Raw genomic sequence first — 17738 nt, forward strand, 5'->3', positions numbered from 1 at the left:
CGAACACCGGTGGCGACCTTACTTGTCGCGCTTCTCCTTGATCTTCGCGGCCTTGCCGCGGAGCTCACGGAGGTAGTACAGCTTCGCACGGCGGACGTCACCGCGGGTGACGAGCTCGATCTTCTCGAAGATCGGGGAGTGGACCGGGAAGGTGCGCTCCACGCCGACGCTGAAGGAGACCTTGCGCACGGTGAAGGTCTCGGAGACGCCGGAGCCCTGGCGACGGATGACGACGCCCTTGAACTGCTGGATACGGGAGCGGTTGCCCTCGATCACGCGGACGTGCACGTTGATCGTGTCACCCGGGCGGAAGGCCGGGACGTCCGAGCGGAGCGCGGCGGCGTTGACGCCATCGAGCAGGTGAGACATGTTCTTCGCTGCTTTCTTCGCATGACGCCACAGGTCGCCGATGCGGGTTTCCGTAGAGAATTCGGGAGCCGTGCCACTCGGCGGCCGACGGTCCCCCTGTGGCAGGGGCGTCCGGCGAGCACACAGCAGCCGCCTATTCTTCCACGGCCTGCGGCCTGCGCCAAAATCGGCCGTCCGGCGTCGGCTGCCAGCCCAGGATGGAGAGGATCTCCCGGTCCTTCTTGTCGAAGGCGGAGGCCTCGCAGCGCTCGATAAGGTCGGGGCGGTTGCTCGCGGTCCGGCGGAAGGCCTCGTCCCGTCGCCACCGGGCGATCCTGCCGTGGTGGCCGCTGAGCAGCACGTCGGGGATGTCGCGGCCGCGCCAGACCGGCGGCTTGGTGTAGACGGGCCCCTCCAGCAGGTTCGCCATGTCGCCGGGCGCGAAGGAGTCGTCCCGGTGCGACTCGGCGTTGCCGAGGACGCCGGGCAGCAGTCGCGCCACGGCCTCGGTGACGACCAGGACGGCCGCCTCGCCGCCCGCCAGGACGTAGTCGCCGATGGAGACCTCGTACACCGGCATGCGGGTGGCGTACTCGTCCATCACGCGGCGGTCGATGCCCTCGTAGCGGGCGGGCGTGAAGATCAGCCACGGCCGTTCGGAGAGCTCGGCGGCCAGTTCCTGGGTGAACGGGCGTCCGCTGGGGGTGGGGACGACCAGGACGGGGCCGTGGGCGCCGGCCTCGTAGCCGTCGGCCAGGGCCTCGTCCAGCGCCTCGCCCCACGGCTCGGTCTTCATGACCATGCCGGGGCCACCGCCGTACGGGGTGTCGTCGACCGTGTTGTGCCGGTCGTGGGTCCAGTCCCGCAGGTCGTGGACGTGTACATCGAGCCGCCCGCGGGCGCGCGCCTTGCCGACCAGGGAGACGTTCAACGGCTCCAGGTACTCGGGGAAGATCGTGACGACGTCGAGCCGCATCAGGCGTCGTCCTCGGAGCCTGCGGCCTCGGCGTCACGGGCGGAGGCGGTCTCGGCGCGGTCGTCGATCAACCCGGGCGGCGGGGTGATGACGCAGCGCTGCTCCTCCAGGTCGATCTCGGCGACGATCTCCTCCACGAAGGGGATCATCACCTCGGTGCCGTCGGGGCGTTCGACGATGAAGAGGTCCTGCGAGGGCAGGTGGGAGATCTCGGTGATCCGGCCGACCTCGGTACCGTCCTCCAGCACCACGTCCAGGTCCATGAGCTGGTGGTCGTAGTACTCGTCCTCCTCCTCGGGCAGCTCCGCCGGGTCCACGTCGGCGATGAGGAGGGTGTTGCGCAGCGCCTCCGCGGCGGTGCGGTCCTTGACGCCGGCGAAGCGGAGCAGCAGGCGGCCGCTGTGCACCCGGCCCGTCTCGATGGTCAGCGGGCCCACCGAAGCCGGTTCGGTGCGCAGCACGGCGCCGGGGCTCAGCCGCAGTTCCGGCTCGTCCGTGCGCACCTCGACGGTGACCTCACCCTTGATGCCGTGGGCGCGGCCGATCCGCGCGACTACCAGCTCCACTGTCTGTTGCCTCTCCTGTTCAGACGACGACGGGCCGGGGCGGGCACGTATGCCCTCCCCGGCCCGTGCCGGTGATTCAACTGCTCAGCGGACCTGGTCCACGTCGACGAGGTCGACGCGGATCCCCCGGCCGCCGATGGCGCCCACGACGGTGCGCAGAGCACGTGCGGTGCGGCCGTTGCGACCGATCACCTTGCCGAGGTCGTCGGGGTGGACCCGGACCTCGAGCACCTGCCCGCGGCGCAGGTTGCGCGAGGCGACCTGCACTTCATCGGGGTTGTCCACAATGCCCTTTACGAGGTGCTCAAGAGCCTCCTCGAGCATGCTCAGGCCTCGGTCGACTCGGCGGCGGCCTCAGCCTCGTCCGCCTTCTTGTCGGCCTTCTTCTTCTGCGTGATGGCCTCGCCCTTGCCCTCGCCGACGCCCTCAAGGGCCTTGGCGAACTCGTCGAAGGAGCGACGCTTGTCCTCCTTCGTGGCCGGCTGCAGCAGCGGCGCGGGGGCCGGGAGGCCCTTGTGCGCCTGCCAGTCACCGGTGAGCTTCAGGATGGCGAGGACGGCCTCGGTCGGCTGGGCGCCGACGGAGAGCCAGTACTGGGCGCGCTCGCCGTTGACCTCGATGCGCGACGGGTTGTAGGTCGGCTGGTAGATGCCGATCTCCTCGATCGCGCGGCCGTCCCGACGGGTGCGGGCGTCGGCGACGACGATGCGGTAGTGCGGAGAGCGGATCTTACCGAGGCGCTTGAGCTTGATCTTGACTGCCACTGGAGTGGTGTCTCCTGAACTTGACGTGGTTGGGCACATGAGATGCCACGTGGGGTTGCGGTACTCGGGTGCCCGATGGACGCGTCAGCCGGAGGAGAGAGGGGTCCTGTGCGACTGTCGAGTACAGCTAGCCATTGTGCCATACGCCTGCGGAGCGCTCGGCCGGTGGGCAGGACGGACTGCCGCGGGCGGTACGGCGGTACGGCCTGCCCGTGCGTCACGCCGGCGGCCGCCCCGGTGGGGGCGGGGGCCGGGCGGCCGGTTCCACCCCGGGACGGTGGTCCCGACGGCGGCAGGGGGCGGGCGGTCAGGAGGCCGCGGCGATGGCGACTTCGGGAATGCGGAACGGCTTCATGCAACCGCCGCACACGATCGGCGCCTGGGCGAGCACGGAAGGGACGACCCGGACGTTGCGTCCGCAGTCGCAGACGGCTTTGACACGCACGCCCCCGCCGGAGGAGCCGTGCCGGGCGGCGGGTCCGCGGAAGGTGCGCTTGGTGTCGGCGGTGGTGGCAGCGGTGTGCGCCTTCAGGGCGCGCTGGAGCCGCTCCATCGTGGGGCGGTAGCGCCGCTTGGCCTCGGGATTGAGCGTGACCAGGGAGAAGCCGCTGCTGGCATGCGGCTCGTCGGAGTGGTCCAGCCCCATCTCCTCGGCGATCGCGAGGAACCTGCGGTTGTGGTAGCGGCCTGCGCGCGAGGTGTCACGGACACCGCGGGCGGCCGCGATGCCGTGGACTGCCTCGTGCAGCAGTCGCTCGAAGGAGAGCTCGGCGCCACAGGCGGACGAGGACTCTCCGATCAGGGACTCGGGCGCGGCAAGGTCAGGCAGCTCGGGGTGGTACCGCTGAATGTCGGCCCACGCCTGCGCCAGCTCTGCGGCGAGAACAGGTGGTGTCGTGCTCACGTCGTGACAACGAGCCGGGGTGCCCGGGTGTTCCGATTCCGGGCCATTCCAAAATTTTTTGCACGTACCAGTCAGTTCGGCCTCATGCGTCGCGACGAGGACGGGTGCGCCGAACTCAGGAGGAGTCGGTACGTAACGCCGACCGGAAAGGACCGGCCCCGGCGTGCGGCTGCTGCCGCGCGCCGGGGCCGGGGAGCCTTCGGCAGCGTGATCAGTAGGAGCGCGCCACGATCGCGAGGGTACCGGGAGCGTCGTCGGTGTCCGGCACGGACCCGTCCTCGGACACCAGGCAGCGCACGGAGACGGCCTGCTCGGCGAGCTTCGCCTCGCCCTCCGGGCCGAGGTCGGCCCACGGGATGCGCGCCCAGCCGCCGGCGACGGCGGCCTCGGCGGCCTCCTCGATGGTGGCGACGTCGGACGTGCGGGACTCACGGCGCTCGCGGGACTCGCGCAGCAGCTGCGCCTGGTCCTCGTCCAGCACCTTGGGCAGCAGGTCGACCAGTGCGTCGATCTGCACCGGGGTCTTCCCGCCCGGGATGCGGCGGGCCAGCATCGCGGTGCCGGCCTCCAGGTCGCGGGGGCCGATCTCGATGCGGACCGGCACGCCCTTGAGCTCCCAGTCCACGGCGCGGCGGCCGAAGGGGGTGTCGACGCGGTCGTCGACCTGCACGCGGATGCCGGCGGCCTTCAGCCGGTCGCCGAGCTCGCGGACCTTGGCGACGGCCTCGTCGCCCTTGATCGCCATGACGACGACCTGGACGTGCGCCAGGCGGGGCGGGACGCGCAGGCCGTTGTCGTCGCCGTGGGACATGATCAGACCGCCGACCATGCGGGTCGACACGCCCCAGGAGGTCTGCCAGACGAGCTCCTGCTTCCCCTCCTTCGACAGGTACTGGGTGTTGAAGGCCTTGGCGAAGTTGGTGCCGAGCTCGTGGCTGGTGCCCATCTGCAGGGCCTTGCCGTCACCCATCATGCCCTCGAGGGTGAGGGTGTTGATGGCGCCGGCGAAGCGCTCCTTGGCGGTCTTGCGGCCGAGTACGACGTCGATGCCGAGCACGTTCGTCATGAAGTCGCCGTACACGTCGCGGTGGATGCGCGCGGCGTAGTCACGGGCGTCCTCGTAGGTGGCGTGGGCCGTGTGGCCCTCCTGCCAGAGGAACTCGCTCGTGCGCAGGAAGACGCGGGGGCGCATCTCCCAGCGGACGACGTTGGCCCACTGGTTGATCAGCAGGGGCAGGTCCCGGTAGCTCTGCACCCACTTCGAGAAGTAGTCGTTGATGATCGTCTCGGACGTGGGCCGGACGACGACCGGCTCCTCCAGCTCCTTGCCGCCGCCGTGGGTGACGACCGCGAGCTCGGGGGCGAAGCCCTCGACGTGCTCGGCCTCCCTCGTCAGGTACGACTGCGGGATGAAGAGGGGGAAGTAGGCGTTCTGGGCGCCCTGGTCCTTGATGCGGGCGTCCATCTCCTGCTGCATCCGCTCCCACAGGCCGTAGCCGTACGGTCGGATGACCATGGTGCCGCGGACCGGACCGTTGTCGGCCAGCTCGGCCTTGTTGATCAGATCCTGGTACCAGCGGGGGAAATCCTCCGCCTGCGGGGTGAGAACGGGTGCCTTTGCCATGCCGCGAATCGTACGGCGCCGGGCACAGGATGCGTGAATCGGGTGGCGCACTCCTCTGGACGCGGGAGCGAATGGGGAGTTCTCTGGCAACGGGGGCAGGGGGGCGACACGGAATCAGGAGCGCTCTTTCGATGACACCGACGCCGACCGCGACGCTCGTCGCCCGGGACTGGGCGGAGATCCAGGAACGGATGCTGGTACCGCTGTACGAGGCGGTCTACGACCGGCTGGAGGTCGGGCCGGGCGACCGGCTGCTGGGCCTCGGCTGCGGGGCCGGCCTGGCCCTGCTGCTGGCGGCCGGGCGGGGAGCCGCGGCCACGGGAGTGGAGGCGGACCCGGCCCGGCGGGCGCTGGCCCGCGAGCGGCTGCTGGAGGTGCTGGCGGCTCCGCCGGCGCCGTCCGCGCAGGCCCGCCCGTACGACGCCCTGCTGGCCTTCTCCCCGTCCCCGGCGGCCCTGGCCTCGGCCCTGCCCGCGGTCGCGCGCGGCGGGGCCGTGGTGCTGGCCGACTGGGGTCCCGCCGAGCGCTGCACGGTGCCCACGGTGCTGGGCGGCGGTCCGGCGCCCGCGGACCTGGACGCCGTGGCGGAGAGCGCGGGGCTGCGGCCGGACGGGTCGGGGCGGGTGTTCTGCCCGTTCGGGTACGCGGACGTGGACAGCGCGGTCCGGGGGCTGCTGTCGACCGGGCTCTACGACGGCGCGTCCGACCCCGCGCTCGCGGAGAAGGAGCTCGCCGAGGCGCTTCACCCCTTCGAGCGACCCGACGGCACCGTGTGGCTGCCGAACATCTTCCGGTACGTCATCGCCCGGGTGGCGTAACGGCCGCCGGGGCGTCGGAGCCGGGCGCGGTGGCCCGGCCGGGACGCGGAAGGGCCCCGGCCCGGTGAGCTGACGCCCACATCCCGGCCGGGGCCCTTCCGCGGTGTCCGCGTCCTACTTCATGAACTTCTTGAACTCGTCCGGCAGGTCGAAGTCCTCGCCGCCCTGACCGCCGGTGGGCAGGCCGAAGGGGTTCGACGCGGCCGCCGGGTCGACCGGCTGCGCGCCCTGCTCGCGGCGGGCCGCCGCCGCGGCCTCCTCCTGCTTGCGCTTCATCGGGTTGCCGCTCTTGCGCTTGCCCTTGGCCTGCTTGACCTGCTTCTTCTGCCGGCCGGGGCCGCCGCCCATCCCGGGGATGCCGGGCATGCCGGGCATGCCGCCGCCCTGCGCCATGCGGGACATCATCTTGCGGGCGTCGAAGAACCGCTCGACCAGCGACTTGACCGCGCTGACCTCGGTGCCGGAGCCCTTGGCGATACGGGCGCGGCGCGAGCCGTTGATGATCGTCGGGTCCTGGCGCTCGGCCGGGGTCATCGACTTGATGATCGCGGCGGTGCGGTCGACGTCGCGCTCGTCGATGTTGTTGATCTGGTCCTTGATCTGGCCCATGCCGGGCAGCATGCCGAGCAGCTTGGAGATGGAGCCCATCTTGCGGACCTGCTCCATCTGGGCCAGGAAGTCGTCGAGCGTGAATTCCTTGGGGCCCTTGGCGAGCTTGGCCGCCATCTTCTCGGCCTCGGCCTGCGAGAAGGTCTTCTCGGCCTGCTCGATGAGGGTGAGCATGTCACCCATGTCGAGGATCCGGCCCGCCATGCGGTCGGGGTGGAAGGCGTCGAAGTCGTCGAGCTTCTCGCCGTTCGAGGCGAACATGATCTGCTTGCCGGTGACGTGCGCGATGGAGAGCGCGGCACCGCCGCGGGCGTCGCCGTCGAGCTTGGAGAGCACCACGCCGTCGAAGCCGACGCCGTCGCGGAAGGCCTCTGCGGTGTTGACCGCGTCCTGGCCGATCATGGCGTCGACGACGAAGAGGATCTCGTCGGGGCTGACGGCGTCACGGATGTCCGCGGCCTGCTGCATCAGCTCCTGGTCGATGCCGAGGCGGCCGGCGGTGTCGACGATGACGATGTCGAACTGCTTGCCCCGCGCGTACTCGACGGAGTCCTTGGCGACCTGGACCGGGTCGCCGACGCCGTTGCCCGGCTGGGGGCCGTAGAAGGCCACGCCCGCGCGGTCGGCGACGACGGAGAGCTGGTTGACGGCGTTCGGCCGCTGGAGGTCGCACGCGACGAGGAGCGGGGTGTGGCCCTGCCCCTTGAGCCAGAGGCCGAGCTTTCCGGCGAGGGTGGTCTTACCGGCGCCCTGGAGGCCGGCGAGCATGATCACGGTAGGGGCGGTCTTGGCGAAGCGCAGCCGCCGGGTCTCGCCGCCGAGGATGGTGATGAGCTCGTCGTTGACGATCTTCAGGACCTGCTGGCCCGGATTGAGGGCCTTGCTGACCTCTTCGCCGCGCGCGCGTTCCTTGACGTTCGCGATGAAGGAGCGGACGACGGGGAGGGCGACGTCGGCCTCGAGGAGGGCGATACGGATTTCCCGGGCCGCCGCGTCGATGTCAGCCTCGGACAGCCGGCCTTTGCCGCGCAGGCCCTTGAAGGTATTCGCCAAGCGGTCGGAGAGCGTATCGAACACGGTGGTCGCGATTCCTCGGGTCGGGGGCGTGTGGTCGTCCCCCAGGGTATCGGGCGCTTCCCCCGTCCGGGGACCTGCCTGCTCCCGGTACGGTCCGCCGCTGCTCGCAGGCCCGGCGGCGGCGGACCGCACGCCCTAGGACAGGGCCGCCGCCACCGAGGCGGCGAGGGCGGCCGCGTCCGCGGGCTCCAGGGGTTTGCCCTCCGGCGTCGTCACGTACAGGGTGTCCACCGCGTTGGCGCCCAGAGTGGAGACGTGTGCGCTGCGGACCTTGACGCCCCCGGCCTCCAGCGCCCGTCCGATCCGGTGCAGCAGTCCGACGGCGTCGGGCGCGCGCACCTCCAGGACCGTGGCGAGCGGGGAGACGTCCGGGACCACCGCGACCCGGGGCGGCGGCGGGACGACCCCGCGCCGGCGCGGGTACGCCGCCTCGCGGTCCGCCAGCTTCGCCGGGACGTCGAGCGAGCCGTCCAGGGCGCGCACCAGGTCGGTGCGCAGCCGGGCGGCCTCGGGCAGCGCCCCGTACTCGGCGGCCACCCGCCAGCGCAGGACCAGGACCTCGCCGAGGCGGTCGGGGAGTTCCACGGAGCGCAGGTCCGCCGCCCGTACGGTGAGCCGGTGCAGGGCCAGCACCCCGGCCGCCGCGGGCAGGACGCCCGGCTGGTCGGGTACGGCCACGACGAGTTCCACGCCGACGGCGTCCTCCTCCTGGCGGGCGTGGAGGGCCAGGACCGGCTCGCGCGTGCGCAGCGCCTCGACCGCCAGGCGTTCCTGCTCGGCGCTCCGGATCTCCGGGTCCCGTTCGGCCGGGGGCGCGCCGCGCAGGAGGGCGGCGACGCGCGCGACGAGGTCGGCCACGAGCGAGCCCCGCCAGGCGCTCCACGCGGCCGGTCCGGTGGCCAGGGCGTCCGCCTCGGTCAGGGCGTGCAGGATCTCCAGCGTGCCCACCGATCCGACGGCTTCGGCGACCGCCCGGACGGTGGCGGGGTCGTCCAGGTCGCGCCGGGTCGCGGTGTCGATCAGCAGCAGGTGGTGGCGTACGAGCGTCCCCAGCACGGCGACGTCCGGCGCGTCGAAGCCCACACGGGCGGCGACGTCCCGGGCGATGGTCTCCCCGGCGACCGAGTGGTCGCCCGGCCAGCCCTTGCCGATGTCGTGCAGCAGTGCGGCCGTCAGCAGCAGGTCGGGACGGCCCACCCGGCGGGTGAGGGCGGCGGCCCGCACGGCCGTCTCGATCAGGTGCCGGTCCACGGTCCAGGTGTGGACGGGGTTGCGCTGGGGGCGGCAGTGCACCCGCTCCCAGTCCGGGAGCAGTCTGGTGATCAGCCCTTCGGCCTCCATGGCCTCCCAGACGGCCACCGTCGGCTCCCCCGCGCCCAGGAGCGTGAGCAGCTGCTCGCGGGCCTCGGCCGGCCAGGGCACCGGCAGCGGCCTCGCCTGCTGCGCGAGGCGGCGTACGGCGTGCGGTGAGACGGGGAGTCCCGCCTGCGCGGCGGCGGCCGCCAGCCGCAGGGGCAGCACGGCGTCGCGGTCCGGGCGGGCGGCCAGGGCCAGGACGGCCTCGCCGTCGGACTCCACGACGCCTTCGGCCAGGGGGGCCCGGGGGGCGGCGGTGGCGCGGCCGCCGAGGATTGCGCGCAGCCGGGGCCGGGCGGCGCGGGCCCGCAGCACCCGGCCGACCTCCCGCCAGGTCACGTCGCCCGCGTACGCGACCACGCGCGCGGCCTCGTACACCTCGCGCAGCAGGGCGTCGGCGTCGAGGAGGCCGAGCCGCGCCGCGACCTGGTCCTGCTCCTGGAGCGAGAGCCGGTCGGTGGCCCGGCCGGTGACCAGGTGGAGGGCGTCGCGGGCGTCGAGGAGCCGGCGCCGGGCCTCGGCGAGGCCTTCGCGCGGGGCGTCGGCGAGCCAGGAGGCGGCGACCGCCCGCAGTGCGGTGGCGTCCCGGAGGCCGCCGCGGGCCTCCTTGAGGTCGGGTTCGAGCAGGAAGCGGAGTTCCCCGGCCCGCTCGGCCCGCTCGCGGCACAGGGAGTGCAGTTCCGGGAGCCGTTGCGGCGCCTGGTTGCGCCAGTCGGCCAGCACGGAGGTGCGCAGGCCGGCCAGGAGCCCGGCGTCGCCCGCCACGGTGCGGGCGTCCAGCAGGCCCAGGTGCGCCTTCAGGTCCTCGGCGGCCGTGCGGCGGGCCTCGGCGGGGGTGCGGACCGAGTGGTCGAGGGCGACGCCGAGGTCCCACACCGGGTACCAGAGGCGGTCGGCCAGTGCGCCGAGTGCCCGTGGCTCGGCCTTGCCGTCGTGCAGCAGCAGGAGGTCGAGGTCGCTGCGCGGGGAGAGTTCGGCCCTGCCGTAGCCGCCGACGGCCACGAGGGTGGCGCCGCGGACGCCGGTGTCCCGGACTGCGGTGGCGAAGAGGTCCGCCAGCCAGGTGTCGGTCAGTGCGGCCAGGGCGGAACGCCGGGAGGGCCCGGACCGCGACTCCTCCTGGAGGAGTCGCAGCCGGGCCGCGGCGTATCCGCTGGGTCCCGAGTCGGCCGTGTGGTCCGTGTGGTCCGTGTGGTCTTCCACGCTCGTCACCCAGGGGCTCCCGTCAGCCTCAGAGCGCGTCCGCGCCGCGCTCGCCGGTGCGGACCCGTACGACGGAGTCGACGGGGACGCTCCATACCTTGCCGTCGCCGATCTTGCCGGTGCTGGCGGCGCTCACGATGACCTCGACGAGCTGTTCGGCGTCCTCGTCGCCGACCAGCACCTCGATGCGGATCTTGGGGACGAGGTCGACCTGGTACTCCGCGCCGCGGTAGACCTCGGTGTGGCCGCGCTGGCGGCCGTAGCCGCTGGCCTCGCTGACCGTGAGGCCCTGCACTCCGAAGGCCTGGAGGGCCTCCTTGATCTCGTCCAGCTTGTGCGGCTTGACGATCGCGGTGATCAGCTTCATGCGTCAACCTTCTTGCTCGCGGCGGAGGGGAGGGGGGCGGCGGTGCTCCGCGCGGCGGCTCCGCCACCGGCGCCGCTGAAGTCGTAGGCGGTCTCGGCGTGTTCGCTATGGTCGATGCCGGCGACCTCCACGTCCTCGGCCACGCGCATCCCGATCGTCTTGTCGAGGACGAGGGCGAGCACCGCGGATGCCACCAGAGAGTAGGCGAGGACGGCGAAGACACCGATCGCCTGCTTGCCGAGCTGCTCCAGGCCGCCGCCGTAGAAGAGGCCGGCCACGTCGGACTGGACGCCGCCGGTGGCGAAGAGGCCGACGAGCAGGGAGCCGGCGATACCGCCGACGAGGTGGACGCCGACGACGTCGAGGGAGTCGTCGTAGCCGAACTTGTACTTGAGGCCGACGGCCATCGCGCACAGCACACCGGCGATGGCACCGACGGCGATCGCGCCGAGCGGGCTGACGGCGCCGCCCGCGGGGGTGATGGCGACGAGGCCGGCGACCGCGCCGGAGGCGGCGCCAAGGGTGGTGAAGGAGCCGTGGCGCAGCTTCTCGTAGGCGAGCCAGGCCAGCATGGCGGCGGCGGTGGCGACCTGGGTGTTGACGAACATCACCGCGCCGACGCCGTCGTCGTTGCCGAGCCAGGAGCCGGCGTTGAATCCGAACCAGCCGAACCAGAGGAGGCCGGCGCCCAGCATCACCAGCGGGAGGCTGTGCGGGCGCATCGGGTCCTTCTTGAAGCCGACGCGCTTGCCGATGACGAGGATCACGCCCAGGGCGGCGGCGCCCGCGTTGATGTGGACGGCGGTGCCGCCGGCGAAGTCGATGACGCCCATCTCGAAGAGCCAGCCGCCGGCGCCCCAGACCCAGTGGGCGACGGGGAAGTAGACGACGGTCACCCACAGCGCGGTGAACAGGACCCAGGCGCTGAACTTCACGCGGTCGGCGAGGGCGCCGCTGATGAGGGCGGGGGTGATGACGGCGAACATCAGCTGGAAGACGGCGAAGACGTACACCGGGATGGTGTAGCCGTCCCAGAGCTCGGTGATCCCGATGCCGCTGAGCCCCACGTAGTCGGAGTTCCAGCCGATGAGGGAGCCGGAGTCGGTGCCGAAGGCGAGGCTGAAGCCGTAGAGGACCCACAGGATCGTGACGATCCCGAGGCTGATGAAGCTCATCATCAGCATGTTGAGGCTGCTCTTGACGCGGACCATGCCTCCGTAGAAGAAGGCGAGTCCCGGGGTCATCAGCATGACCAGGGCGGAGCAGATGAGCATGAACCCGGTGTTCGCGGCAGACAGCGTCGGGGCGTCTGCAGCGAGGGTCGTGATGGCTGATGCCATCGGCGTCTCCTCGTCGTCGGTACGTTCGCGTGCGGGCGATCGTGAAAACCTGAGCGGCGGCAGAAGGAACTGGCCGGTTATTGGCCATGAGATTCGCGCAGGCCGGTTTCCGGCGGCGCCACCCGATGTTTCGCGGCCGTGACGAAGAGGTCTGTGCTGTTACGCAGCGATGAACACGGCGACCGTCGATTGATCGGACACGACGGCGAGCCACCCCCTGCGCGTGAGCGGTGCCGGTGCGGGCGCAAGGGGGGATGGCCGGCCGCGGCAGCACCCGGACGTCCTGGCTGGGGGAGCCTGATCGGGCTTCTCGGGGTTGACTGCCGCGGCCGGGGCCTCGGGGACGGCCTCGGGGCCGTCAGACGGCCTCCGCGGCCTCGGGGAGCCGGGAGGCGAGGTGGTCGGTGAGCCGGACGACCTCGGCGACGTCGCCGTATTCACGGGCGGCGCTGTCGACGGTCTTGCGCAGGCGGGTGTTCACCCGTTCGGAGCGCACCTTTCCCGCCACGTCGAGGGCCCGGTCGACCAGGGCGGCGGCCTGCTCCGGCTCGCGCTGGAGCAGGTGGACGGTGGCCATGCCGATGAGGTTGAGGGCGTAGGAGCGCTGGTGCTCCTGGTCCTTCTCGAAGAGCTCGACGGCCCGTTCCATGACGGGTTCGGCGAGGGAGGCGTACATGGGGCTGCGCCCGGCGACGTAGGCGAGGTCCCGGTACGAGTGGGAGTTCTCGCCGTTCAGCTCGGCCTCGGAGAAGAAGCGGATCCAGTCCGGCTCCGGCTCGTCGGCGAAGCCGACGTCGGAGAAGGTGTCCTCGGCCATCCGGACGGCCCGCTTGCAGCGGCTGGGCTGGCCCATGTTGGCGTAGGCGCGGGCCTCCATCGCATACAGCATGGCCTGGGTGCGCGGGCCGGCGCAGTCGCGGCTGCCGTACTGGGCGAGGTGGATGAGTTCGAGCGCGTCCTCGGGGCGGCCCAGGTGGATCATCTGGCGGCTCATGCCCGAGAGGATGTACGAGCCGAGCGGCTTGTCCCCGGCTTCCTTGGCGGCGTGCAGCGCGAGGACGAAGTACTTCTGCGCGGTGGGGTGCAGGCCGATGTCGTAGCTCATCCAGCCGGCCAGTTCGGCCAGTTCCGCGGCGACCTTGAAGAGCCGCTTCATGACCGGGGCGGGGTGGTTCTCCTGGAGCAGGTCGGTGACCTCGTGGAGCTGGCCCACGACGGCCTTGCGGCGCAGGCCGCCGCCGCACTGGGCGTCCCACTGGCGGAACATCACGGTGGTGGCGTCGAGGAGGTCCAGTTCCGGTTCGGAGAGCCGGGGCGGGCGGTGGCCGCCGAGGGCGCCCGTCGGGCCCGGGCCGCGGGGCCCCGGTTCGGCGGCGGGGGCCGGGACGAGCCAGCGCTGCATGGGCTCGATGAGGGCGGGGCCGGCGGACAGGGCGAGCGAGGGCCCGAGGAAGCCGCGCCGGGCCAGCATCAGGTCGCTGCGGGAGAACTCACCGAGCAGCTCGACGGTCTGCGGGCCGGCCCAGGGCAGGTCGACCCCGGAGACGGAGGGGGTCTGGTGGGCGGTGCGCAGGCCGAGCTGTTCGATGGCGACGACCGAGCCGAAGCGCTCGGAGAACAGCTCGGAGAGGATGCGCGGCACGGGTTCGCGGGGTTGTTCTCCGTCCAGCCAGCGGCGCACCCGGGAGGTGTCGGTGCTGATGTGGTGGGCGCCCATCTGCCGGGCCCTGCGGTTGACCTGGCGGGCGAGCTCGCCCTTCGACCAGCCGCTGCGCACGAACCACGAGGTCAGCTGGTCGTTCCGCCCAGCAGCACCCTCGATCGCTCCGTCCGCGCCGTTGCCGCTCACTGGAACGCCCCCATCCGCTCAGCCTTCTCCATCCGAAACCCTGGCCGGTACGCCGAGCGTCAACACAGACCTTCACAGGTCCTCCACGCCTTGCCTCCGGCATACCCACGCACGGGCCCGCCTCGGGGTTCGTGTACCGAAAGTAATCCTACGATCACCCGTGCGGCGAGGGCGTTTCCAGAAACGCCACCATTCGCCACCCCTTTGAATGAACCCGCCGCCGGCCAGGCGCGATTCACTTGACACCACGGTGGAACGGGCCGGTTGGACTGGAGTGCGCTCGGGGCGCGCGCGGCGAGGAGTGCGCCGGGCGGCCCCTGCCGGACCGGGTCGGGAGAAGCGGCGCAGGACCCGGCGGAGGGCTCCGCCATCCCGGCGCGTCCTCGACCCCGGCGTCGTAACCACCGGCAGGTCCGACCCGTTGGAGGGGGCATGGGCATGGGCATGGGCTTCACGATCGGCGGCAGCCGCGGCACCCGGGAGTTCCGTTCCGGCGCCCGGCGCCGCGGCCGGACCTCGGAGTGCACGGCGGTGGCGGAGTACACCGGGCTGTGGGGCTGGGACGTCGTCCCGGGGGCCCGCGCCGCGGCGCCCTCGCGCGACTGCTCCTGCGGTGACGGCCGGTGCGCCGCGCCCGGGGCGCACCCCCTGGCCTTCGCCCCGACGGTCCCGGCCGGAGCCACTCTGGACGAGGTGACCGAGGCCTGGGGCGCCTACCCGGGAGCCGCGGTCCTGCTCCCGGTGGGCCGCGCCTTCGACGTCATCGAGGTCTCCGAGGAGGCCGGGCGGCGCGCCCTGGTGCGGCTGGAGCGGATGGGCCTGCCGCTCGGCCCGGTCATCGTCACCGCGGACGGACGGGCGCAGTTCTTCGTGGCCCCCGGTGCGGCCGCGGAGCTGCCGGAGCTGCTGTACCGGATGGGTTGGGACGACGCCGACCTGGACCTGCGCGCCCTGGGTCCGGGGGCCTTCGTGACCGCCCCGCCCTCGGACCGGGCCGGGGCCGGCCGGGTCGGCTGGCTGCGGCCGCCCGCGCTCGACTCCGCCGGGGGCCCGCCGCAGGCCCGGCTGCTGCTGGGGACCCTCGCGTACATCTGCCACCGCTTCCGTCGCTGAGCCGGCAGAACGCCGGTGCCCCGCACTCCGGACGGAGGGCGGGGCACCGGCGTGAGGGCCACAGCCCAGCTCAGTCGCCGATCAGGGCGTCCACGAACGCCTCCGGCTCGAAGGGGGCCAGGTCGTCGGCACCCTCGCCGAGACCGACGAGCTTGACCGGGACACCCAGTTCGCGCTGGACGGCGACGACGATGCCGCCCTTGGCCGTGCCGTCGAGCTTGGTGAGCACGATGCCGGTGATGTCCACGACCTCGGCGAAGACGCGGGCCTGCATCAGGCCGTTCTGCCCGGTGGTGGCGTCCAGGACCAGGAGGATCTCGTCCAGCGGGCCGTGCTTCTCGACGACGCGCTTGACCTTGCCGAGTTCGTCCATGAGGCCGGTCTTGGTGTGCAGCCGGCCGGCGGTGTCGATGAGGACGACGTCGGCGCCCTCGGCGATGCCCTCCTTGACCGCGTCGTAGGCGATCGAGGCCGGGTCGCCGCCCTCGGGGCCGCGCACGGTACGGGCGCCGACGCGCTCGCCCCAGGTCTGCAGCTGGTCGGCGGCGGCGGCGCGGAAGGTGTCGGCCGCGCCGAGCACCACGCTGCGGCCGTCGGCGACGAGCACCCGGGCCAGCTTGCCGGTGGTGGTGGTCTTGCCGGTGCCGTTGACGCCGACGACCATGATCACGCCCGGGGTGTCCTCGCCGCTCTCCGTCTTCACGGCGCGGTCGAAGTCGGTGCCGACGAGGGCCAGCAGCTCCTCCTTGAGCAGGGCGCGCAGGTCCGCCGGGGTGCGGGTGCCGAGGACCTTGACCCGCTCGCGGAGGCGCTCGACGAGCTCCTGGGTGGGCGCGACGCCGACGTCGGCGACGAGGAGGGTCTCCTCGACCTCCTCCCAGGTGTCCTCGTCGAGGTGCTCGCGCGACAGCAGCGTGAGCAGCCCCTTGCCGAGGGAGTTCTGCGACCGGGCGAGGCGGGCGCGCAGCCGGACCAGGCGGCCGGCGGTGGGCTCGGGCACCTCGATCGCGGGCGCCGCAGGGGCCTCGGGCTCGACGACGACGGGGGCCGCCGCGGGAGCCTCGGCCTCCGGGAGTCCGACCTCCTCGATCGTGCGGCGCGGCTCTTCCGCCGTCTCTACGGCGTCCTCCCCCACCTGCGGTTCGGCAGGCGGGGCAGTGATGGTCGGCGTGCTCGGCGGTGCCGGGGGCGGCAGCTGCTTCTTCTTGCGGCTGCTGACCACGAGCCCGCTGATCGCACCGACCGCGACCAGGGCGATGACTACAGCAAGGATGAGGATGTCCATAACCCCACCAGTATCGGTTACCGGCACCTCGGAGCCGGGAACCCGGGCGTGGGGACAGGGACGTAAGCCCTTGTTCGTTGTTCTACCGGCACATCTACGATGATGGTCGACTTCCCCTCACACCTCCCAGGAGCAGAGCGGGGCTGGTCATCTCCAACGGCCTCAACATCTGGCAGGTGCTCGCCGTCGCGGCCGTCGCGCCGGTCGTCTCGTACGGGATCGTCGGCCTGATGTCGATCGCCGGGAAGCGCGGCGGGGCTCCCGGCATGGCGCTGTCGCGGGCGGTGTTCGGCCAGCGCGGCAACCTCTTCCCCGGCGCCCTGATCCGGGGTGGCACGCCGGGGCTGGGAGACGATCAACGCGGTCAGCGGCGCCTATGCCGTGCTGACCGTGCTGGACCTGCTCTTCGGGGTGCGCAGCAGCACCCCGCTCATCGTGGTCACCCTGCTGTTCTTCGTGGGCTGCACCGTGCCCGTGCCCGCCGGATCCCTGTCCAACTGACGCTACGTCAGCTAACGTCCCCCTTCGCCCGCCCACCCCGTCCGGCGAAGGAGACCCCTCCATGCCCGTCACCGTGGCCCGGTTCAACCTCGTCGACCCCGACGGCACCCCCGAATCCCTCTCCGCCCGTTACCGGTCGGCGCTGGAGATGGCCCGCTATGCGGACGACCGCGGGATCGACACCGTCCAGACCGAGGAGCACCACGGCACGGACAACAACTGGCTGCCCTCCCCCTTCGCCTTCGCGGGCGCGGTGCTCGGCGCGACCCGCCGGATCGCCGTCACCGTCTCGGCGATCATCGGCCCGCTGTACGACCCGCTGAAGGTCGCCGAGGACATCGCCGTCCTCGACCTGCTGAGCGGCGGGCGCCTGGTGACGGGCGCAGGGATCGGCTACCGGCCCGAGGAGTACGAGCAGCACGGCGTGGAGTGGGGGCGGCGCGGCCGGCTCCAGGACGAGCTGCTGGAGACCCTGCTGAAGGCGTGGACCGGCGAGCCCTTCGTGTTCCGCGGCCGCACGGTACGGGTGACCCCGAGGCCCTTCACCCGGCCGCACCCCCTGCTGCTGGTGGGCGGCAGCTCGCAGGCGGCCGCGCGCCGCGCCGCCCGGCTCGGGCTGCCCTTCTTCCCGAGCGCGCACCTGCCGGAGCTGGAGGCGTACTACACGGCGCGGCTGGCGGAGTACGGCACCGAGGGCTTCTGCATGATGCCGGCGGCCGAGACGCCGCTGCTGCACGTCGCCGAGGACCCGGACCGGGTCTGGGCGCAGTACGGGGAGCACTTCCTGCACGAGGCGGGCATGTACGCCTCCTGGCAGTCCAAGGACATCCGCAGTGCCGTACGGTCGGCCGCGCGCTCGGTGGCGGAGCTGCGGGAGGAGGGCGTCTACCGGGTCCTCACCCCGGACGAGGCGGTCGCGTACGGCCGGGCCGCCGGCGAGGCGGGGAACCTGGTGCTGCACCCGCTGTGCGGCGGGATGCCGCTGGACGAGGGCTGGCGGAGCCTGCACCTGCTGTGCGAACAGGTACTGCCCCGGCT

The 17738-nt window shown here is 72.4% G+C and carries 16 protein-coding genes and 1 pseudogene; 4 read left to right on the forward strand and 13 right to left on the reverse strand.

The genetic code is table 11. The features are described 5' to 3' along the window. Positions 1-18 precede the first annotated feature (18 nt). The 7 genes from rplS to proS form a co-directional block, all read right to left on the reverse strand. The gene (rplS, locus tag IF89_RS0116090) at positions 19-369 is read right to left on the reverse strand and encodes a 50S ribosomal protein L19 (protein WP_030031062.1); all 351 of its coding nucleotides are present in this window, start codon (positions 367-369) and stop codon (positions 19-21) included. Positions 370-502: 133 nt separating this feature from the next. Beyond that, the gene (trmD, locus tag IF89_RS0116095) at positions 503-1324 is read right to left on the reverse strand and encodes a tRNA (guanosine(37)-N1)-methyltransferase TrmD (RefSeq protein ID WP_030767524.1); all 822 of its coding nucleotides are present in this window, start codon (positions 1322-1324) and stop codon (positions 503-505) included. Then, entirely contained in the window at positions 1324-1890 is a 567-nt protein-coding gene (rimM, locus tag IF89_RS0116100) for a ribosome maturation factor RimM (protein WP_030767527.1), read from the reverse strand. The genes trmD and rimM overlap by 1 nt, the downstream gene beginning before the upstream one ends. 84 nt (positions 1891-1974) lie before the next feature. Beyond that, a complete protein-coding gene (locus IF89_RS0116105) occupies positions 1975-2214 on the reverse strand; it encodes an RNA-binding protein (protein ID WP_030011889.1) in 240 nt (79 codons plus the stop codon). 2 nt (positions 2215-2216) lie between these two features. Then, positions 2217-2654: a 30S ribosomal protein S16 gene (gene rpsP / locus IF89_RS0116110; protein WP_030767532.1), complete on the reverse strand. Its 438-nt coding sequence runs from the start codon at positions 2652-2654 to the stop codon at positions 2217-2219. Positions 2655-2961: 307 nt separating this feature from the next. Further along, positions 2962-3558 carry a hypothetical protein gene (locus tag IF89_RS0116115; protein WP_030767535.1) on the reverse strand — a complete coding sequence of 199 codons (597 nt, stop codon included), beginning with the start codon at positions 3556-3558 and terminating at the stop codon, positions 2962-2964. A gap of 211 nt (positions 3559-3769) precedes the next feature. Next, the gene (gene proS / locus IF89_RS0116120; RefSeq protein ID WP_030767537.1) at positions 3770-5182 is read right to left on the reverse strand and encodes a proline--tRNA ligase; all 1413 of its coding nucleotides are present in this window, start codon (positions 5180-5182) and stop codon (positions 3770-3772) included. Positions 5183-5313: 131 nt separating this feature from the next. Here proS and IF89_RS0116125 point away from each other — a divergent pair, with 131 nt between their 5' ends. Further along, the gene (locus IF89_RS0116125; RefSeq protein ID WP_030767540.1) at positions 5314-6000 is read left to right on the forward strand and encodes a hypothetical protein; all 687 of its coding nucleotides are present in this window, start codon (positions 5314-5316) and stop codon (positions 5998-6000) included. A 114-nt stretch (positions 6001-6114) separates the two neighbouring features. On the opposite strand, the gene ffh is transcribed toward IF89_RS0116125, so the two are convergent. The 5 genes from ffh to IF89_RS0116150 form a co-directional block, all read right to left on the reverse strand. Further along, on the reverse strand, positions 6115-7686 hold the full coding sequence (gene ffh, locus IF89_RS0116130; protein ID WP_030767543.1) for a signal recognition particle protein: 1572 nt from the start codon (positions 7684-7686) through the stop codon (positions 6115-6117). Positions 7687-7821: 135 nt separating this feature from the next. Then, positions 7822-10254 carry a [protein-PII] uridylyltransferase gene (locus IF89_RS0116135; protein ID WP_030767547.1) on the reverse strand — a complete coding sequence of 811 codons (2433 nt, stop codon included), beginning with the start codon at positions 10252-10254 and terminating at the stop codon, positions 7822-7824. A gap of 19 nt (positions 10255-10273) precedes the next feature. Beyond that, positions 10274-10612 carry a P-II family nitrogen regulator gene (locus tag IF89_RS0116140; protein ID WP_030767549.1) on the reverse strand — a complete coding sequence of 113 codons (339 nt, stop codon included), beginning with the start codon at positions 10610-10612 and terminating at the stop codon, positions 10274-10276. Next, complete coding sequence (locus tag IF89_RS0116145) at positions 10609-11952, reverse strand: ammonium transporter (protein WP_030767552.1); 1344 nt, start codon at positions 11950-11952, stop codon at positions 10609-10611. Before IF89_RS0116145 ends, IF89_RS0116140 begins: the two co-directional genes overlap by 4 nt. 358 nt (positions 11953-12310) lie before the next feature. Beyond that, positions 12311-13801 carry a negative regulator NsdA gene (locus IF89_RS0116150; protein WP_030767556.1) on the reverse strand — a complete coding sequence of 497 codons (1491 nt, stop codon included), beginning with the start codon at positions 13799-13801 and terminating at the stop codon, positions 12311-12313. Positions 13802-14245: 444 nt separating this feature from the next. On the opposite strand from IF89_RS0116150, the gene IF89_RS0116155 reads away from it, so the two are divergent. Beyond that, positions 14246-14914, forward strand: a complete 669-nt coding sequence (locus tag IF89_RS0116155; RefSeq protein ID WP_030767559.1) for a bifunctional DNA primase/polymerase — start codon at positions 14246-14248, stop codon at positions 14912-14914. A 70-nt stretch (positions 14915-14984) separates the two neighbouring features. Here IF89_RS0116155 and ftsY read toward each other — a convergent pair whose 3' ends face one another. Beyond that, complete coding sequence (gene ftsY / locus IF89_RS0116160; RefSeq protein WP_030767561.1) at positions 14985-16199, reverse strand: signal recognition particle-docking protein FtsY; 1215 nt, start codon at positions 16197-16199, stop codon at positions 14985-14987. A 137-nt stretch (positions 16200-16336) separates the two neighbouring features. Between ftsY and IF89_RS42095 the strand changes: the two are divergent. Both IF89_RS42095 and IF89_RS0116170 read left to right on the forward strand, forming a co-directional pair. Continuing rightward, positions 16337-16667 (forward strand): annotated as a pseudogene (locus IF89_RS42095) (cytosine permease); the annotation flags it as partial. A 94-nt stretch (positions 16668-16761) separates the two neighbouring features. Continuing rightward, positions 16762-17738, forward strand: a 977-nt coding sequence (locus IF89_RS0116170; RefSeq protein WP_030767564.1) for an LLM class flavin-dependent oxidoreductase, incomplete at its 3' end; no start/stop codon positions are given.

The sequence above is a fragment of the Streptomyces sp. NRRL F-2664 genome (assembly GCF_000719345.1).
Lineage (GTDB): Bacteria > Actinomycetota > Actinomycetes > Streptomycetales > Streptomycetaceae > Streptomyces.